Source organism: Caballeronia sp. (genome assembly GCF_049581465.1).
GTDB lineage: Bacteria > Pseudomonadota > Gammaproteobacteria > Burkholderiales > Burkholderiaceae > Caballeronia.
The window spans coordinates 1-16936 of record NZ_JBAUSA010000790.1 but is presented as its reverse complement, the minus strand read 5'-3'; the positions used below and the strand labels follow the sequence as shown (position 1 = coordinate 16936).

Here is a 16936-nt window from a genome sequence, read left to right as displayed (position 1 = left end):
GCTCGGCGCTTGCTCGCGCCGGGCTTTCAGCCTGGGTTCGTTCGGATGTGGAAGGTTCTTGGGCATTGCACGGCAGATGGAAATGCAGGGCGGCGGAACGGGTATCGACCGCGCCAGAAACCCTTTTTAACACGGGAATCAGCAAGAGCGCGCGATGTCGATGTTTTGCTTGCGCCGAAAATCGGCCTTAAAACGAAAATGCCGGCCGATCCAGAGGATCATGGCCGGCATTTCAAAGTCACAATTGGCTATTCAGGGGCGCGGGGAACGGTCGCTCCTGATAGCCTCTGCACCGATTTACCGCTCCGCTTCTGCGCTCATCGAACGCACTGCCGGGTTCTGGTGAATGCTTTCGAGATAGCGCTGGGCGTCGAGCGCGGCCATGCAGCCCGTGCCAGCGCTGGTAATAGCCTGGCGATAAATATGATCCTGCACGTCGCCAGCAGCAAACACGCCGTCGATGCTCGTGCCTGTCGAATTACCTTGCAAGCCGCCGTTCGTGATGATGTAGCCGTTCTTCATCTCCAACTGGCCTGTGAACAGATCGGTATTCGGCTTGTGGCCGATGGCGACAAACACGCCTTGCAGCGCCACGTCGCTGGTCGTGCCGGTTTCCGTGTCCTTGATCCGCAAACCGGTCACGCCCGACTGGTCGCCGGTGACTTCATCGAGGACGTGATTCCACTTGATATCGACGACGCCTTCCTTTTCTTTCGCCAGCAGGCGGTCGATCAGGATCGGCTCGGCGCGGAACTTGTCGCGGCGATGGATCACGGTCACCTTCTTCGCGATGCCCGACAGATACAGCGCTTCTTCCACCGCCGTATTGCCGCCACCGATCACGGCCACTTCGCCGTTCTTGTAGAAGAAACCATCGCAAGTCGCGCATGCCGACACGCCTCGGCCCATGAATTCTTCTTCCGAAGGCATGCCAAGATATTGCGCCGATGCACCCGTCGCGATAATCAGCGAGTCGCACGTGTATTCGCCCGAGTCACCGATCAGCCGAAACGGCTTTTCGCTCAGATTGGCCGTATGGATGTGATCGAAGACGATCTCTGTGTTGAAACGCTCCGCATGTTCAAGGAAACGCTGCATCAGTTCCGGGCCTTGGACGCCGAGCGGGTCGGCAGGCCAGTTCTCGACATCAGTGGTGGTCATCAATTGGCCGCCTTGCGCGATGCCCGTGATCAGCAGCGGCGACAAATTGGCGCGCGCCGCGTAGACGGCGGCCGTGTAGCCGGCAGGGCCGGAACCGAGAATCAACACTTTTGCGTGTTTTGTCGCTGACATGAGAGCAATCCATTGTGGTTAGGGCCGAACCGCTGAACTTCACGTTCAACTGGCTCATCTCGGCATCGCTCGCGAAACAGTGAAACGGTAATTGTTGCTGCGCGAGGCGCCCCGCAAAGCGGACCACGTGCCGGAGCGGGTTTTGCCGATGACCTGTAATTAGGTGCGAATGCGCCATTATAAAGGCCCGTCATAACGCCTGCTCAGTGATCCTTTCAATGGCCGCCATAGCGTGCGCGCGCGGCTTGGGACTCCTGCGGTATGTAACCCGAGTGTTACAGCGTGCAACACCCGACCGATTTTGCTCGTTCATCCCAACGCAGCGTTTACAATGCACGCATCGTTTCTGTCGATCCGTTGCGCCCGGCGCAGCGGATCAAAAAGCCTTACGGATCAATGGCAAAAGCTACCTATTCAGCAAATGCGCAGGCATTGCCGCATCGCATGTCGCGACTTTTCACCGAGATTCGCTGGATTCTGCAGGTCGCGCTTGGCGTGTTCCTGCTGATGGCGATGGTCAGCTACAGCACGCACGACCCAAGCTGGACGCATGCGGCGCAAGTTGACCAGATCGCCAATTGGGCAGGGCGCGTCGGCGCGTGGACGTCGGACATCCTGTTGCTGCTTTTTGGCCTCTCGGCGTACTGGTGGATCGTGTTGCTTGGGCGGCTTATCGTGGCGAATTATCGGCGGATCACGCATCACGAACCCGCCGCCGATGAACCGCAAAAGGACCGGACCTGGCTCTTCCAGGCGTTCGCGTTCGTACTCGTGCTACTCGCAAGCGACGGCATCGAGGCGTTACGCATGTGGTCGCTCAAGGGCAAGATCCAGGTGCCGAATTCGCCAGGCGGCGTGGTGGGCGAGGCGGTTGCACACGGCGTGTCCCATGCGCTCGGTTTCACCGGCGGGACGCTGTTCTTGCTGATCGCGCTGGCGATTGGCTTATCGCTCTATTTCAACTTTTCCTGGCTGTCGGTCTGCGAAAAAACCGGCGACGGCATCATGGCGACCATCACGGGCGCGCGCTTGCGCCGCGAGGCGGGCCGTGACCGGAAAGCGGGCGTCGAGGCGGCGGTCAAGCGCGAAGGCAAGGTCGTGCGCGGGCGCGTGAAAATCGAAGAACAGGAGCCGGTCCTGATCGTGCCGCCGGTCGCACCGGTGAAATCGGCGCGTGTGGAAAAAGAAAAGCAGGTGCCGCTTTTCACCGATCTCCCCGGCGATTCCACTTTGCCGCCGCTTGCGCTGCTCGACGCCGCGCCGGAAGTGAAGGAAACCATCTCCGCCGATACCCTCGAATACACGTCACGCCTGATCGAGAAAAAGCTCAAGGATTTCGGCGTCGAAGTGAACGTGGTCGCGGCGTATCCGGGGCCGGTCGTCACGCGCTACGAGATCGAGCCTGCCACGGGCGTGAAGGGTTCGCAGATCGTCGGGCTGGCGAAGGACCTGGCGCGTTCGTTGTCGCTGGTATCCATTCGCGTGGTCGAAACGATTCCGGGCAAAAATTTCATGGCGCTTGAATTGCCGAACCCGCGCCGCCAGACGGTGCGTTTGTCGGAGATTCTCGGCTCGCAGGTCTACGCCGATGCCGCTTCGCCGTTGACCATGGGCCTGGGCAAGGATATCGGCGGGAAGCCGGTGTGCGCCGATCTCGCGAAAATGCCGCACTTGCTGGTGGCCGGCACGACCGGTTCGGGCAAGTCGGTCGGCATCAACGCGATGATCCTGTCGCTGCTGTACAAGGCAAGCGCCGACGAAGTGCGCATGATCCTGATCGATCCGAAGATGCTCGAAATGAGCGTCTACGAAGGCATTCCGCATCTGCTTTGCCCGGTCGTCACCGACATGCGGCAAGCGGGCCACGCGCTGAACTGGGCGGTGGCCGAGATGGAACGCCGCTACAAGCTGATGAGCAAGATGGGCGTGCGCAATCTCGCGGGTTTCAATCACAAGATCGACGAAGCCACGAAACGCGAAGAGAAGATTCCCAATCCGTTCAGCCTGACGCCGGACGAGCCGGAGCCATTGAACCGCTTGCCGACCATCGTGGTGGTGATCGACGAGCTCGCCGACTTGATGATGGTGGTCGGCAAGAAGGTCGAAGAACTGATCGCGCGGATTGCGCAAAAGGCGCGTGCGGCTGGGATTCACTTGATTCTCGCGACGCAGCGGCCATCGGTGGACGTGATTACCGGGCTGATCAAAGCCAACGTGCCTACCCGGATGGCGTTCCAGGTTTCATCGAAGATCGACTCGCGGACCATTCTCGACCAGCAGGGCGCCGAATCGCTGCTGGGCATGGGCGACATGCTTTACCTGCCGCCAGGTTCCGGCGTGCCGGTGCGCATTCACGGCGCGTTCGTATCGGACGAGGAAGTGCATCGCGTGGTGAACAAGCTCAAGGAGCAGGGCGAGCCGAATTACATCGAAGGAATTCTCGAAGGCGGCGTGACCGGCGAGAGCGAAGACGGGCCCGCAGGCGCAGCGGCGGGCGGCGAGGGCGAAGCCGATCCGCTTTACGACCAGGCCGTCGAGATTGTGATCAAGAACCGCCGCGCGTCCATCTCCCTTGTGCAGCGGCACTTGCGGATAGGCTATAACCGGGCAGCGCGGTTGCTCGAACAAATGGAAAATTCGGGCGTGGTCTCGACGATGTCATCGAATGGCAATCGCGAAATCCTTGTGCCAGCGCGCGAAGCCGAATGAAACTTGGAGAATTGAGTCTATGCAGTACGGTTTGAAGTCGTTTTATCGCGCAGTGGTGCTTGGCGCTTCCATGCTGATGGCGTCCCACGCGTTTGCCAGCGGCACCGAGCAGTTGAAGGCGTTTGTCGCGCAGGTTCATTCGGCGCACGGCATGTTCGTGCAGCGCGAGGTGAAGGCGCCGAGCAAGGCGGCATCGGCGACTCCGGGTGCAATGCCGCAGGTCACGGGCGTGTCGAGCGGAACCTTCACGTTTGCACGGCCGGGCAAGTTCATCTGGTCGTATGAGAAACCCTACGCGCAATTGTTGCAGGCCGACGGCGACAAGCTCTATGTCTACGACAAGGACTTGAACCAGGTCACCGTCCGCACGCTGGGCAATGCGCTCGGCGCAAGCCCGGCGGCGATTCTCTTCGGCAGCAACGATCTCGACAAGAATTTCACGTTGCGCGACGCGGGCGTGAAAGATGGCATCGACTGGCTTGAACTGACTCCGAAAGCGCAGGACACGCAATTCCAGCAGGTTGGCATCGGCTTCCGGGACGGCAATCTGGAAGCGATGGAATTGCACGATGTCTTCGGCAACGTGACCTTGCTGACGTTCTCAAATATCCAGAAGAACCCGCCGCTGAAAAGCGACGCGTTCAAGTTCGTCGTGCCCAAGGGCGCGGATGTGATCAACGGATAAGCGTTTCAAACGGTTTCAAACCGAGCGAGGCGGCGAACGCCTCGCTTCCGGCCAGAGGTTTCTTCAAGTCGACGACGACCGCATTTCTCCCCGGCGGCGAGAGGCCAGCGCCAGATAGGCCAGCGCTCCGATCACCAGCGACGGCAGTGTCGCACCCAGGTTCGGCAGCCAATTGTTGATCGCGTGATAGGCCGCAATTCCCAGCACCCACGCGACAAACCCGCTCACGTGCCAGCCACCCGAAAAGCCGTACGCGCCGCGCAAGTCGGCGAGCGCGGCCACATCGATACGGCGTTTGCGCAGAATGAAATGGTCCGCCAGCACCACGCCGAATAACGGCGCGAACACCGAGCCGATCAGCAGCAGGAAGTTCTGGTACTTGCCCATCTGCACGAGCAACGCGACCAGTGTGCACAACGCGCCGAACCCCGCCGACAACAACGGCACGCTGGCCCGCGCCCAAAATGTGCCGGTGGAGACGGCGGCCGAATGGATATCGGCGAAGGCGTTATCGACTTCATCGACGAGAATCAGCAGCAGCGCAATCCCGCCCGCCGCCTGGGCCAGCGCAATGGTCAGAAGCGCATCGCCGCCGCCTGCCGCGAGGGCATACACCGCGCCTAGCGCGTAGAACCAGATATTCGCGATCCCATAGCCCAATAGCGTGCCGCGAAACGTGCCGCCCGCGCTACGCCCGAAGCGCGTGTAATCCGCAATCAGCGGCAGCCACGACAGCGGCATGGCGACAACCAGGTCGATACCCGCGCCGAATGTCATGTCGCCGGTGCCGGGCCGGTTCATCAGCGCAGTGAGATCGTGCTTCGACAACAGGTTCCACGTCAGCCAGCCCGCCCCGCCGAGCAGCAGCCATATGCCCCACGTGCGCAGGAAGCGCCGCACGAACGAGAGCGGGCCGGTGATTGCAAGCAAGGTCGACAGCACGCCGAAGATGAGCGTCCAGACGAGCGGCATCGAAAGATTGAAGGATTGTTTTGCGAGGGCGTCGGCGGAATCGCGCATCACGATGATCTCGAACGAGCCCCAGCCGACCAGTTGCACCGCGTTGAGCACGGCCGGCACCGACGCACCGCGCACGCCAAGTGTTGGGCGCAGCGAGGACATGGCGGCGAGCCCCGTATCTGTGCCGGCCACACCCGCGAGCGCGAGCAGGACGACGCCTATTACCGTGCCGATAACAATGGCCGCGAGCGCGTGCGGCAGCGAGAGGCCCGGTACGAGCAACGCGCCCGCTTGCGCCACCAGCAGGCCAATGCCGAGCGAGAACCACAGGGCGAATGCATCGGACGTGCCGAATGCACGGCGCGCGGCGGGTACGGGCAGCAACGGCGCGTAGGTCGCTGCGCCACTGTCTGCGTTATGTGTTGCGTCTTGTGCCATGCGCTGATTGTCCTTATTGGTGGGGCTTGGCCCGGTTCATGCGGGTTTCGTCACGCGTGTTGCGGCTGTCATAATCATCGTTTTGAAGCAGTCGCAGCGTCTGTCTCGAAAAGCGCACGATTATCGCTGTCTTTGACAGCCTTGCAACATTAGGAGCTGCCAGAGCGTCATGTTTGAAGAAAACCGTGCCAATGTTCCCCTTGCCGAGCGTTTGCGTCCTCGGAGTATTGACGAGGTCATTGGGCAGAAGCATTTGCTCGGGCCTAACAAGCCGTTGCGTGTTGCGTTCGAGTCGGGCGAAGCACATTCGATGATCCTTTGGGGGCCGCCGGGCGTCGGCAAGACCACGCTTGCGCGGCTCATGGCTGCGGCGTTCCATGCTGAATTTATTTCATTGTCGGCGGTCCTGTCGGGCGTGAAGGATATTCGCGAGGCCGTCGAGATGGCGCAGATTCATCGGGCGAACGGCCATCAGACCCTGGTTTTCGTCGATGAAGTGCACCGCTTCAACAAGAGCCAGCAGGACGCATTTTTGCCGCACGTCGAATCGGGTCTGTTCGTGTTCGTGGGCGCGACGACCGAGAATCCGTCATTCGAGGTGAATAGTGCGCTGTTGTCGCGGGCGGCGGTCTATGTCCTGAAGAGCCTCGACGCGGGCGAACTGACGGAATTGATGGAGCGTGCGCAGGCCGAACTGGGCGGTTACACATTTTCGGACGACGCGCGTGACGCGCTGACCGGTTCCGCCGATGGTGACGGCCGCAAGCTCCTGAACAACCTGGAAATCGTGGCACGCGCAGCGGCGCAACAAAAAACCACGCTCATCGACGGTCCGTTGCTGGGAAGCGCATTGGCGGAGAACCTGCGTCGTTTTGACAAGGGTGGCGATGCGTTTTACGACCAGATCAGCGCGTTGCATAAGTCGGTGCGCGGGAGCAATCCGGACGCGACGCTTTACTGGTTTTGCCGGATGCTGGACGGGGGCGCGGACCCGCGCTATCTGGCGCGCCGGATAGTCCGGATGGCGTGGGAAGACATTGGCCTGGCCGATCCGCGGGCGGGGCGAATCGCGCTTGACGCCGCGGAGACCTACGAGCGCCTGGGTACGCCGGAGGGCGAATTGGCGTTGGCGCAGGCGTTGATCTATTTGGCGGTCGCACCGAAGTCGAATGCGGGATACAAGGCGTACAACGAGGCGCGCCGGTTTGTGGGAAAGGATCAATCGCGCGGTGTGCCGGTGCATCTGCGAAATGCGCCGACGAAGCTGATGAAGGAACTGGGTTACGGCCATGAATACCGCTACGCCCATGACGAGCCGGACGCGTACGCGGCGGGAGAAACGTACTTGCCGGAGGGGATGCGCGATCCGCACTGGTACGAGCCGACGCCGCGAGGGTTGGAGGGCAAGATAGGGGAAAAGCTCGCGCGTTTGTCTGAGATGGATGCGAAATGGAGAAGAGAGCACAAGGAAGAGAAGAAGTGAGGCATACGAGAAAGCGGCTGCGTTAAAATCGCCGACTCGTATCAACTAAAAAAGCCCTGCCATGCTCGACATTCAACTTCTGCGCAAAGACCCCGACGGCGTCGCAAAGCGCTTGGCCGACCGCGGCTACACCCTCGACGTCGCGGCCTTCGCGGCATTGGAAGCTGAGCGTCGCGAGATCCAGACGCGCACCGAAGAGCTGCAAATGCGGCGCAATACGCTGTCCAAGCAGATCGGCGCGATGAAGGGCCGCGGTGAGGACACGACGTCGGTCATGGAAGAAGTCGGCGGAATCGGCGAAACGATGAAAGCGTCCGCAGGTCATCTCGACGACATCCAAAAGCGTCTTTCCGACCTGATGCTAGGCGTTCCGAACCTGCCTCACGAAAGCGTGCCGATCGGCCGCGATGAGGCGGAAAATGTCGAGGTTCGTCGCTGGGGAACACCGCGAACGTTCGATTTCGAGGTGAAGGATCACGTCGACGTAGGCGTGCCGCTGGGCCTCGATTTCGAAACTGGCGCCAAGTTGTCGGGCACGCGATTCACGTTGCTGCGCGGACAGATTGCGCGTCTGCATCGGGCGCTGGCGCAATTCATGATCGACACTCACACCGAGCAGCACGGTTACACGGAGGCGTACACGCCGTACATCGTGAATCCGGAAATCCTGTTCGGCACGGGCCAGTTGCCCAAATTCGCCGACGACATGTTTCGCGTCGAGAAGGGCGGTGAAGAGAACACGATCACGCAATACCTGATCTCCACGTCGGAGATATCGCTGACCAATACGGTTCGCGAAAGTATTCTCGACGCCGCTGCGCTGCCGGTGAAGCTCACCGCTCATTCGCCGTGTTTCCGCTCTGAAGCGGGCTCGTACGGCCGTGACACACGCGGCCTGATCCGTCAGCATCAGTTCGACAAAGTGGAGATGGTGCAGGTCGTGTCGCCTGAGACTTCCTATGACACGCTCGACCAGATGGTCGGACACGCTGAGGCGATTCTGCAGAAGCTCGAATTGCCGTATCGCGTGATTACGCTATGCACCGGAGACATGGGGTTTTCGGCAACGAAGACGTTCGACCTCGAAGTGTGGCTGCCGGCGCAAAACACGTATCGTGAAATCTCGAGTTGCTCGAACACTGAAGCGTTCCAGGCTCGCCGGATGCAGGCGCGCTTTCGCAATGCGCAAGGCAAGCCGGAGTTTGTCCACACGCTGAACGGGTCGGGACTGGCCGTCGGACGGACGCTGGTTGCTGTGCTCGAAAATTTCCAGAACGCGGATGGATCGGTGACGGTGCCGGTCGCATTGCGGCCTTACATGCGCGGCGTCGAGCGGCTGGAAATATCGAAGGCAGGTTGATTGCTTTTGATTTGATCCCGGCCACAAAAAAGAGGCTTGGAAATCGATTTCGCTTCGTCTATAATCTTGGTCTTGCCGCGCGACGACCGGTTCGGCAAGAACCGAAAAAAGCAGGATGACGGTTGCAGCAAATTGTTGTTAAGGAAAGGTGGCAGAGTGGTCGAATGCGCTGGACTCGAAATCCAGTGTACCTTTAGGGGTACCGTGAGTTCGAATCTCACCCTTTCCGCCAAATTAAAAAAGCCCCGTTGATCGAAAGATCAACGGGGCTTTTGCTTGGTCGGACCTGACGCGCGAAGCGCCCACCGCGGTTGGCCTTCAACACTTGGGCAATAGGTGTTCGATGTCGGAAAACGACTTCCCGTCGGCGTTCCGATTCGCTGAGCTTCGGCTCAGCACATTCGACGTCCGGCAAGCCCAGTTGTCCGGCTTCTCCAGATTGGGCGTCGGCGTCCGGGCAACGGCTTCGCTGGCGCCCGAAGCCGGCACTTGCGCCGTGTTGGTCATCAGCGACGGCGAACGATAAACATATACGGGCGCGGGCGCCACGAAAAGGGAGACGGGTGCATCAGCCATCGAAGAGGGTGCCGTGAAGGGCGCTGTGACGTCCGCGGCCATTGCGCTCGCCGCCAGACAAAGCAACCCGGCTAGTTCGGCAAACGTACCAAGCCTCCGATAGACACGAAAAGAAAGATGTTTCATACAGGCTTCCTGTCGTTCTTGAATAAAATCCGACATTTCAATTTCAATTTTCGAGCGGACGGCCAAAATCGTTTCGATATATTGAATTAATACGGTTATCGAAATAGCCGCGATGGTGTTTGTCGATAACGTAAGCCGCGCGTGTCGCTCGCACAAAGCACTGGCCGAAAAGAAAGTCATAAATCATAACGCCAAAACCACCTATTCGGAGCGGTCCGATAGGTGCTTCGCAATTTGCAATTTAATCTTTCGATTCGTTGTGAATTCTGCTTGGGATAAATGTCAACCAATCCTGATGCCTGAATCCGTGCACGGATGCGGCAATTAATTTTGCTTTTCGCGTTTTATCGTTATGTATTTAAATTCATGTTCAATCTAAAGAAACTATTTGCCGCGCTGGTCATCGCTGTGACCGGTATTTCGTGCGTTCAGGCGAGCGAGTTCGCGGGGCCGTTCGTTGGCGCCAAAATCGGACAGAACCGGTCCGATGCATCCGGTGAAATCAACCAATCGGCTCACAGCACCACCTTCCCCGGCCTGACCGCGGGCTATAACTTCGACGTTAGCCGTTTTGTCCTGGGCGCAGAGGTTTTCGCCGATCTGCATCATGGTTCGACGACCTACAAGGATGCCGGCGCCGACCTGAAATTCGGAATGCCATTTAACGCATTCTTGCCGTATGGCCGCATCGGTTTTACAGGAACCTGGCCGAATGCGCGATTGCATGGTGGTCTCGGTCTGGAATATAAACTTGCCAGGCAATGGAGCGTTGCGGGTGAATGGACGGCGGATACAAGCAAGTCCAACGGCACGACGCGTCGCAATGACAGCTTTACTATCGGCGTGCACTACTACTTTTTCTAATCCCGCAACAGGTTGCATAATAAAAAGCCCCGGCGAACATAATTCGTCGGGGCTTTTCTACAGGTTTTAAGCGTCTCACACGGTACAGCGCGCAATATCAAAGCGCATTTCCGGCTCGGATAGCCCGCCGTCGTCGCTCGCCGATTTCTGGACTTTCACCGTCGAGCCATATTGCGATGGTGTCAGTGTCACCACCCACGCGTCCGAGCCCACGCGCAGTTCGGACGAGCTGCCCAGTTGCGATGTGGAAGGCGAAGGCAGTTTATCTTCGAGACAACGAAACACGTCCGATGGCGACCGTTCCGAAGCGATATAGATCAGTGGACTGGACGCACGGAGTTCCGGGTCCCTCGATGCACTACAGGCGACAAGGGCGGAAAACGCACCCAATGACGCTGCGCACCGGACAATTCGACGCGAATGCTTCATCAATGAGCTTCGATAAGGAAAAGAGGTACGTCAATAAAGCGTAAACGGCCAACTGATGCAAGACCTGGTTCAATCATGCACGGTTCTATCCAGCCTGATTCAATTCCGTTCGTCGACGCGCCAGCGCAAACCTGACACATCGACTTGACGACCAAGATCGACAAAGCGCGCGATGCTATCATCGCCGGCATCCCGAAAACATGCGCATGCGTCGGATCAATGCCGCGCGCCGAAACAACATCGCTTTATGGCAATCACACTCAAGTCGGCCGCCGACATCGAAAAGCTGCGCATTTCCGGTCGGATGGCCGCCGCTGTCCTTGCCATGATCGGCGAGCACGTGCGGCCAGGCGTGACGACCGATGATCTGGACGCGATCTGCAACCGCTTTATCGTCGATGAGCTAAAGGCGATCCCGGCTAACGTTGGCTATATGGGGTTTCCGAAAACCGTCTGCACCTCGGTGAATCACGTGGTTTGCCACGGGATTCCCGGCCCGAAGGAACTGAAGGACGGCGATATCGTCAACATAGATGTGGCGATCATCAAGGACGGCTATTTTGGCGACACGAGCCGCATGTACTACGCGGGCACGCCGACCAGGGAAGCCAGGCGCCTGTGCGACACGACCTACGAAGCGATGGTCGCCGGCATTCGCATGGTGCGGCCGGGAGCGACGCTCGGCGACGTCGGGCACGCTATTCAAACGGTCGCGAATCGAGAAGGTTATTCGGTTGTGCGCGAGTATTGCGGGCATGGCATCGGCCGCGTGTATCACGAGGATCCGCAAGTGCTGCATTACGGACAGCCGGGCGCGGGACTTCGCTTGAAACGGGGGCTGGTTTTCACCATCGAACCGATGATCAATGCGGGTCGCGCTGCGACGCAGCAATCGCGCGACGGCTGGACGGTGACGACGAAGGACCGCTCGCTTTCAGCGCAATGGGAGCACATGGTCGCCGTCACCGACGATGGTTTCGAACTGCTCACGCCCTGGCCCGAAGGCACGGGCGAGTACGCCGCGCCGTGAAGCTGTCGATGCGAAAAATGCAACGTGCGGCCGATCACACGCCTGGCTGCAATTATCATTGACTCGTTAGCCTGTTCGGTTGAAGCTGTTGCAAGGGTTGCCAGGCCGCTTCGGAAGCATCACTGAGAGTGAACGAGAAGCGAACGAGAAGCGCATCAGACGCGCATTAGAAGCAGCTTAAGAAGCTTGTGAAAGATTGAGAGATAACACCTGCATGAGTCCTTCACTGACTGTCCGCCGCATTGCCGCGCATCAAGGTGCTGTCCTGCGCGAGCTTCGCACGGCTTCGTTGCGCGAGGCGCCTTACGCGTTCGGCAACACGCTCGAAGAAGCCTTGTCTGCCGATGCGTCTAGCTTTGACGAAACGGCCGGTCTCCACGCGAACTCTCCGGTCACTGCGTCATTTCTCCTCTATACGGAAGGTCATCCGGCCGGTCTGGTCGACGCGGTGATCGAGGAGACGGGGCTCCGGCGCGCCTCGGTGTGCGCGCTTTGGGTCGCACCTGCCGTGCGGCATTTACGCGGTGGCGAGTTGCTGGTGAATGGGGCCGCGCAATGGCTGGCCGAGCAGGGCGCACAAGAGGTGTACGCCTGGATCGCCGATGAAAACCGCAACGCCATGCGTTTCTATGAACGCCTGGGTTTTGGTCCGGCCGGCGAGCGCCGCCGAATTCCCGGTCATGCCGAGCAATGGGAAACGCTGCTTGTGCGTCGCGTAGGCTGAGACGCCGGGTGGTCAAGCTTTAGCCGTAGCTGTAGTCATCCATGCCGCGAGCTTCTTCGCCGTGTCCGGCATCTTCTGCTATACCCTGCATCTCGACGCCAACATTCCGGCGTCTTTCTGAAATTTTCCGTCCGCTTGCGTTCACGCCTGTAAAATAAGCAAAATTTTTGGCTGGTCCTATGTCGCTCAAAAAAACGCCCTTTTTCGAATTGCGCAGCGGCGCCGTCGACACGCTTCTGTTTGTCGTCAAGACTACCGACCTCGATGCGTTGCGCACGGAACTCACGCGGCGCTTCGAAGCGACTCCCGAGTTTTTCGCTAACGACACCGTCGCTATCGACGTTCGCCGATTGAACGCCGACGAGCGTATCTCGATCACCGAGCTCGCGGCTCTGCTTGACAGCGTGCGCATGCGCCCGATCGGCGTCGTGGCAACGGGGGCGCAAGCGTGGGCGTCTGCAAGCACGCTGCCGTTGCTCGAAGCGCGCGACCGTCGAGGCGCCCCGAAGCCGTCGATGGACGAAGGCACCGAGAATTCCGACGCAGCCGCCTTGATCGAGGCCGCCGTGGCGCAAACTCCGTCACCCAGCGCGCCGGTGCCTACGACCACGATCATCGACCGGCCGTTGCGTTCGGGGCAGCAGGTTTATGCGAAGGGCGATCTCGTCGTGCTCGGTCTGGTGTCCTACGGCGCGGAAGTGATCGCGGAGGGGAACATCCATATCTATGCGCCATTGCGTGGCCGGGCGCTCGCGGGCGTGCATGGCAAGCTCGACGCACGCATTTTCTGCACGTGCCTGGAGCCGGAACTGATCTCCATCGCCGGGATTTACCGGACCACGGAAACCCCGCTCGCCGCCGATGTGCTGGGCAAGGCCGTACAGATCTGGCTGGACGAAGAGAAATTGATGATCGAACCGCTGCGGCTGACGTAATGGGGAATGCGCGCCTGGTGCGGACGGCGCGCGCCCGGACGGAATGCCGGAACGGACTTAATTGACGAACACAAGGTACAGGAATGGCAAAAATCATTGTGGTGACTTCGGGCAAGGGCGGCGTCGGCAAGACGACCACCAGCGCGAGCTTCGCATCGGCGCTCGCATTGCGCGGGCACAAGACGGCCGTGATCGACTTTGACGTCGGCCTGCGCAATCTCGACCTCATCATGGGCTGCGAACGCCGCGTGGTGTACGACCTCATCAACGTGATCCAGGGCGAAGCGAACCTTAACCAGGCGCTTATCAAGGACAAGAAGTGCGAGAACCTGTTCATCCTGCCGGCCTCGCAGACGCGCGATAAAGACGCGCTCACTCAGGACGGCGTAGAGAAGATCATCAACGACCTGATCGCGATGGACTTCGAATACATCGTTTGCGACTCGCCGGCGGGTATTGAATCGGGCGCTTTGCTGGCCATGCATTTCGCCGATGAAGCGTTGATCGTGACGAATCCGGAAGTGTCGTCGGTGCGTGACTCGGATCGTATTCTCGGCATTCTTTCGTCGAAGACGAAGCGGGCGATTGAGGGGAAGGAGCCGATCAAGGAACACTTGTTGATCACTCGATATAACCCAAAGCGTGTGAGCGAAGGCGAGATGCTGTCGCTCACTGACATTCAGGAAATCCTGCGCATCGAATTGATTGGCGTGATCCCGGAATCGGAAGCGGTGCTGCATGCGTCCAACCAGGGTTTGCCGGCTGTTCACCTCGATGGTACTGACGTGGCTGAAGCGTACAAGGACATCGTCTCGCGCTTTTTGGGCGAGGAGAAGTCGTTGCGTTTCACCGATTATCAGAAGCCGGGTCTGTTGCAACGCATCTTTGGCAACAAGTAAGGGGACGCAATGTCGATTCTTTCGTTTTTGCTGGGAGAGAAAAAGAAGTCCGCTTCGATCGCGAAGGAACGTCTGCAGTTGATCATTGCGCACGAGCGCGCGGGCGGTCATGCTCCCTCCGATTATTTGCCGGCGTTGCAGCGGGAGTTGGTTGCCGTGATCTCCAAGTACGTGAAGATTTCCAGCGACGATATCAAGGTGAGTCTTGAGCGCCAAGACGATCTCGAAGTGCTTGAAGTGAAGATCGAGATACCTTCAGTTTAAGGGGCCGGCTGTTGGCTGACGGGGGGTGGCTTTTGGGCGGTTCTGCTTGCGGTGGCTTTTGGGCGGTTCTGCTTGCGGTGAGGGTGGGATGGGTGCTGTTCGCGGCGAGTGTGGGGAGAGCGTTGATGGGGTGCTGCTCGCGGAGAGTGTGGGGCTAGGATTGAGTCCTTCTGCTAGCGTGGTCGTTCTGCATAAGAAGTATTTTCTTGCTTATTTCTGTTAGCCCCTATCCGGGGCGGGACTTCATTTCTTTGCAAACGCGCAAAGAACGAAGCAAAGAAACGCGTTCAAACCGCGAACACCTAAGTGTCGTCGTTGCTCACTTCAGGTCTTTGGCCCGAACGTAGTGCCGCCCCCCCTCATCAACGCTCAGTCGAACACCCACCTCAAGCATCAACAGCGCCCACACGCTTCGCCTCAAAGGTCGTATCACGGTAACTATTCAGTTATCGGATCACCACCAAGTGGCTGGTCCGCGCGCGTCGCGTCTAGGTCGTGCGAAGCAAGACCCAGACGACTCACATCCAAGACTGCATTTCGCTCGACCCAAACGCGTCAACCATTGAAAGACCGCGCAAAATCGAGTGGTTTGCCTGCGGGCCATGCGGGTTGCCTTAGCGCTGACGTTGTCGCTCGCCTCACTGCTGGCTTTATCACGGGTGTTGCCGCTAGCGGCAACGGGGTCGGGGCCGTGGAGGCGAAGCGTGTGCGCGCCGTTTGTGCTTGAGGAGGGTGTTCGACTGCGAGTTAGATGTTTGGTAGTGCTGATCGTTTAGTGCCAAAAGCCTGAAGTGAGTGATGACGACACTTAAAAATTGGCGGTTTAAAACGCGTTTCTTTGCTTCGTTTCTTTTCGCGTTTGAAAAGAAATGAAGTCCCGCCCCGGATAGGGGCTAACAGAAATAAGCAAGAAAAAACTACTTATGCAGAACGACCACGCTAGCAGAAGGACTCAATCCTAGCCCCACACTCTCCGCGAGCAGCCCCCCCTCCACACTCGCCGCAAGCAAAAACCGCCAACAGCCGGCCCCTAGCCGGTCCCCTGTCTTACATCAATATTCCGTTGCAGTTTCATGCTCGCCGTTACACGAGCGCTGTCGGCGCGTTCAAGACCTCGCGCATTAATAAGATATCGCCGATAAACGGCGCTACAACAACAGGAGCTCGGTCATGAAGATTCGTCTGCTAATCGCTCAAGCGGCCATCGTCATCGCAGGCGCTGCGGCAGTCGCGGGAAGTGCCTCGGCGCAAGTGGTCATCGTAGCGCCCAACGCGCCACCGCCCGTGCGCGTCGAACCCGCACCGCCAGCTCGCGCCGGCTATGTCTGGGATCGCGGCCACTGGCGCTGGGACCACGGCCAATACGCGTGGAACCCGGGCCATTGGGAAGTCGAGCGAGTGGGCTATTACTGGGTTCCAGGCCACTGGATCGCGCGCGGCGGCGCGTACCGGTGGAGACCGGGTCACTGGGCTTGATGCAGCGCGCTTGACGCACTAAGCCTGACGCACTCGCCTTTGAATCGCAGGCGACCCAGCCGGCGTCGCCTGATTAATTTTCCCGGAGTCATCCATGAAAATAAAACTGCTGATCGCTGCCTTGCTTGCAACCCTTCTGGCAGGTTGTATCGTCGTGCCGGCTCACCCGTATGCATATCGGCCGGTGCCGCGCGTGTACATCTACTAACGTAACACGCAAAAACTGCGTGACTTTGCTGCCGGCTTTTCGTCTTCAACCAGCGCCTCGGGCACTTCGGACGAGGGCGCCGGCATGGGCCAAAGAATCGGCTTCATTTACCGCCCGGCAAGCGGCTCATAGAGCGGTGGTGCAATAGAGCGCGGTTCCCTGCTTGCGATCAATGTAGTCCCCATTAGCGGGGTCCCCAATGCGTGGTCGTTGATCGTCCCCAAAAGCGACATAACGGACAACTAACCGACGGCTGCGACAAAGGCCGCGCGCCAAGTCCGCGTGGACCTTCAGCACGGCGACTACCTGTGCGATCCCGCTGCCTTCCCAGTCATTGAAAAGACGTACGCGTCACGCAAAGGGACAGCGCCGCGATCGCGAGCGTCAAGATCAGCGCAAGCCAGAAGTACATATGCTGAAGCGAGCGAAGAGCGGGTAGCCCTGACGATCACGCTCGCATTTAGTACAGGGATTAAG

General features: G+C 59.2%; 15 protein-coding genes and 1 tRNA gene. 12 read left to right on the top strand and 4 right to left on the bottom strand.

Going from position 1 to position 16936, the window contains the following annotated elements; translation table 11 throughout:
* Positions 1–297: 297 nt before the first annotated feature.
* Positions 298–1293, bottom strand: a complete 996-nt coding sequence (gene trxB, locus WCA53_RS19490) for a thioredoxin-disulfide reductase (RefSeq protein ID WP_423914346.1) — start codon at positions 1291–1293, stop codon at positions 298–300.
* 396 nt (positions 1294–1689) lie between these two features.
* Here trxB and WCA53_RS19485 point away from each other — a divergent pair, with 396 nt between their 5' ends.
* Both WCA53_RS19485 and lolA read left to right on the top strand, forming a co-directional pair.
* A complete protein-coding gene (locus WCA53_RS19485) occupies positions 1690–4002 on the top strand; it encodes a DNA translocase FtsK (protein ID WP_423914342.1) in 2313 nt (770 codons plus the stop codon).
* Positions 4003–4021: 19 nt separating this feature from the next.
* The gene (gene lolA, locus WCA53_RS19480) at positions 4022–4687 is read left to right on the top strand and encodes an outer membrane lipoprotein chaperone LolA (RefSeq protein ID WP_423914339.1); all 666 of its coding nucleotides are present in this window, start codon (positions 4022–4024) and stop codon (positions 4685–4687) included.
* Positions 4688–4750: 63 nt separating this feature from the next.
* Here lolA and cytX read toward each other — a convergent pair whose 3' ends face one another.
* Positions 4751–6085 (bottom strand): putative hydroxymethylpyrimidine transporter CytX, encoded by a 1335-nt coding sequence (gene cytX / locus WCA53_RS19475; RefSeq protein WP_423914336.1) that lies wholly within the window; start codon positions 6083–6085, stop codon positions 4751–4753.
* Positions 6086–6254: 169 nt separating this feature from the next.
* Here cytX and WCA53_RS19470 point away from each other — a divergent pair, with 169 nt between their 5' ends.
* The 3 genes from WCA53_RS19470 (at position 6255) to WCA53_RS19460 (ending at position 9160) form a co-directional block, all read left to right on the top strand.
* A complete protein-coding gene (locus WCA53_RS19470; RefSeq protein ID WP_423914333.1) occupies positions 6255–7568 on the top strand; it encodes a replication-associated recombination protein A in 1314 nt (437 codons plus the stop codon).
* Between the two features lie 61 nt (positions 7569–7629).
* Positions 7630–8928 (top strand): serine--tRNA ligase, encoded by a 1299-nt coding sequence (gene serS / locus WCA53_RS19465; protein WP_423914331.1) that lies wholly within the window; start codon positions 7630–7632, stop codon positions 8926–8928.
* A gap of 142 nt (positions 8929–9070) precedes the next feature.
* Positions 9071–9160 (top strand) — tRNA-Ser (locus WCA53_RS19460).
* An 86-nt stretch (positions 9161–9246) separates the two neighbouring features.
* On the opposite strand, the gene WCA53_RS19455 is transcribed toward WCA53_RS19460, so the two are convergent.
* A complete protein-coding gene (locus WCA53_RS19455; RefSeq protein WP_423914329.1) occupies positions 9247–9630 on the bottom strand; it encodes a hypothetical protein in 384 nt (127 codons plus the stop codon).
* Positions 9631–9996: 366 nt separating this feature from the next.
* Here WCA53_RS19455 and WCA53_RS19450 point away from each other — a divergent pair, with 366 nt between their 5' ends.
* Positions 9997–10494, top strand: a complete 498-nt coding sequence (locus tag WCA53_RS19450; RefSeq protein WP_423914325.1) for an outer membrane beta-barrel protein — start codon at positions 9997–9999, stop codon at positions 10492–10494.
* A gap of 75 nt (positions 10495–10569) precedes the next feature.
* On the opposite strand, the gene WCA53_RS19445 is transcribed toward WCA53_RS19450, so the two are convergent.
* Positions 10570–10923, bottom strand: coding sequence for a hypothetical protein (locus tag WCA53_RS19445; protein ID WP_423914320.1), 354 nt, complete (start codon positions 10921–10923; stop codon positions 10570–10572).
* A gap of 247 nt (positions 10924–11170) precedes the next feature.
* Here WCA53_RS19445 and map point away from each other — a divergent pair, with 247 nt between their 5' ends.
* The 6 genes from map to WCA53_RS19415 all read left to right on the top strand — a co-directional run bounded on the left by map (position 11171) and on the right by WCA53_RS19415 (position 16251).
* The gene (gene map / locus WCA53_RS19440; protein ID WP_423914316.1) at positions 11171–11953 is read left to right on the top strand and encodes a type I methionyl aminopeptidase; all 783 of its coding nucleotides are present in this window, start codon (positions 11171–11173) and stop codon (positions 11951–11953) included.
* Positions 11954–12167: 214 nt separating this feature from the next.
* Complete coding sequence (locus WCA53_RS19435) at positions 12168–12677, top strand: GNAT family N-acetyltransferase (protein WP_423914314.1); 510 nt, start codon at positions 12168–12170, stop codon at positions 12675–12677.
* A 179-nt stretch (positions 12678–12856) separates the two neighbouring features.
* Positions 12857–13612 (top strand): septum site-determining protein MinC, encoded by a 756-nt coding sequence (minC, locus tag WCA53_RS19430; protein WP_423914311.1) that lies wholly within the window; start codon positions 12857–12859, stop codon positions 13610–13612.
* 83 nt (positions 13613–13695) lie between these two features.
* A complete protein-coding gene (gene minD / locus WCA53_RS19425) occupies positions 13696–14511 on the top strand; it encodes a septum site-determining protein MinD (protein ID WP_031359135.1) in 816 nt (271 codons plus the stop codon).
* Between the two features lie 9 nt (positions 14512–14520).
* Positions 14521–14775, top strand: a complete 255-nt coding sequence (minE, locus tag WCA53_RS19420) for a cell division topological specificity factor MinE (protein WP_423914309.1) — start codon at positions 14521–14523, stop codon at positions 14773–14775.
* Positions 14776–15945: 1170 nt separating this feature from the next.
* Positions 15946–16251 (top strand): YXWGXW repeat-containing protein, encoded by a 306-nt coding sequence (locus WCA53_RS19415; protein ID WP_423914305.1) that lies wholly within the window; start codon positions 15946–15948, stop codon positions 16249–16251.
* The last annotated feature ends 685 nt before the right edge of the window (positions 16252–16936 follow it).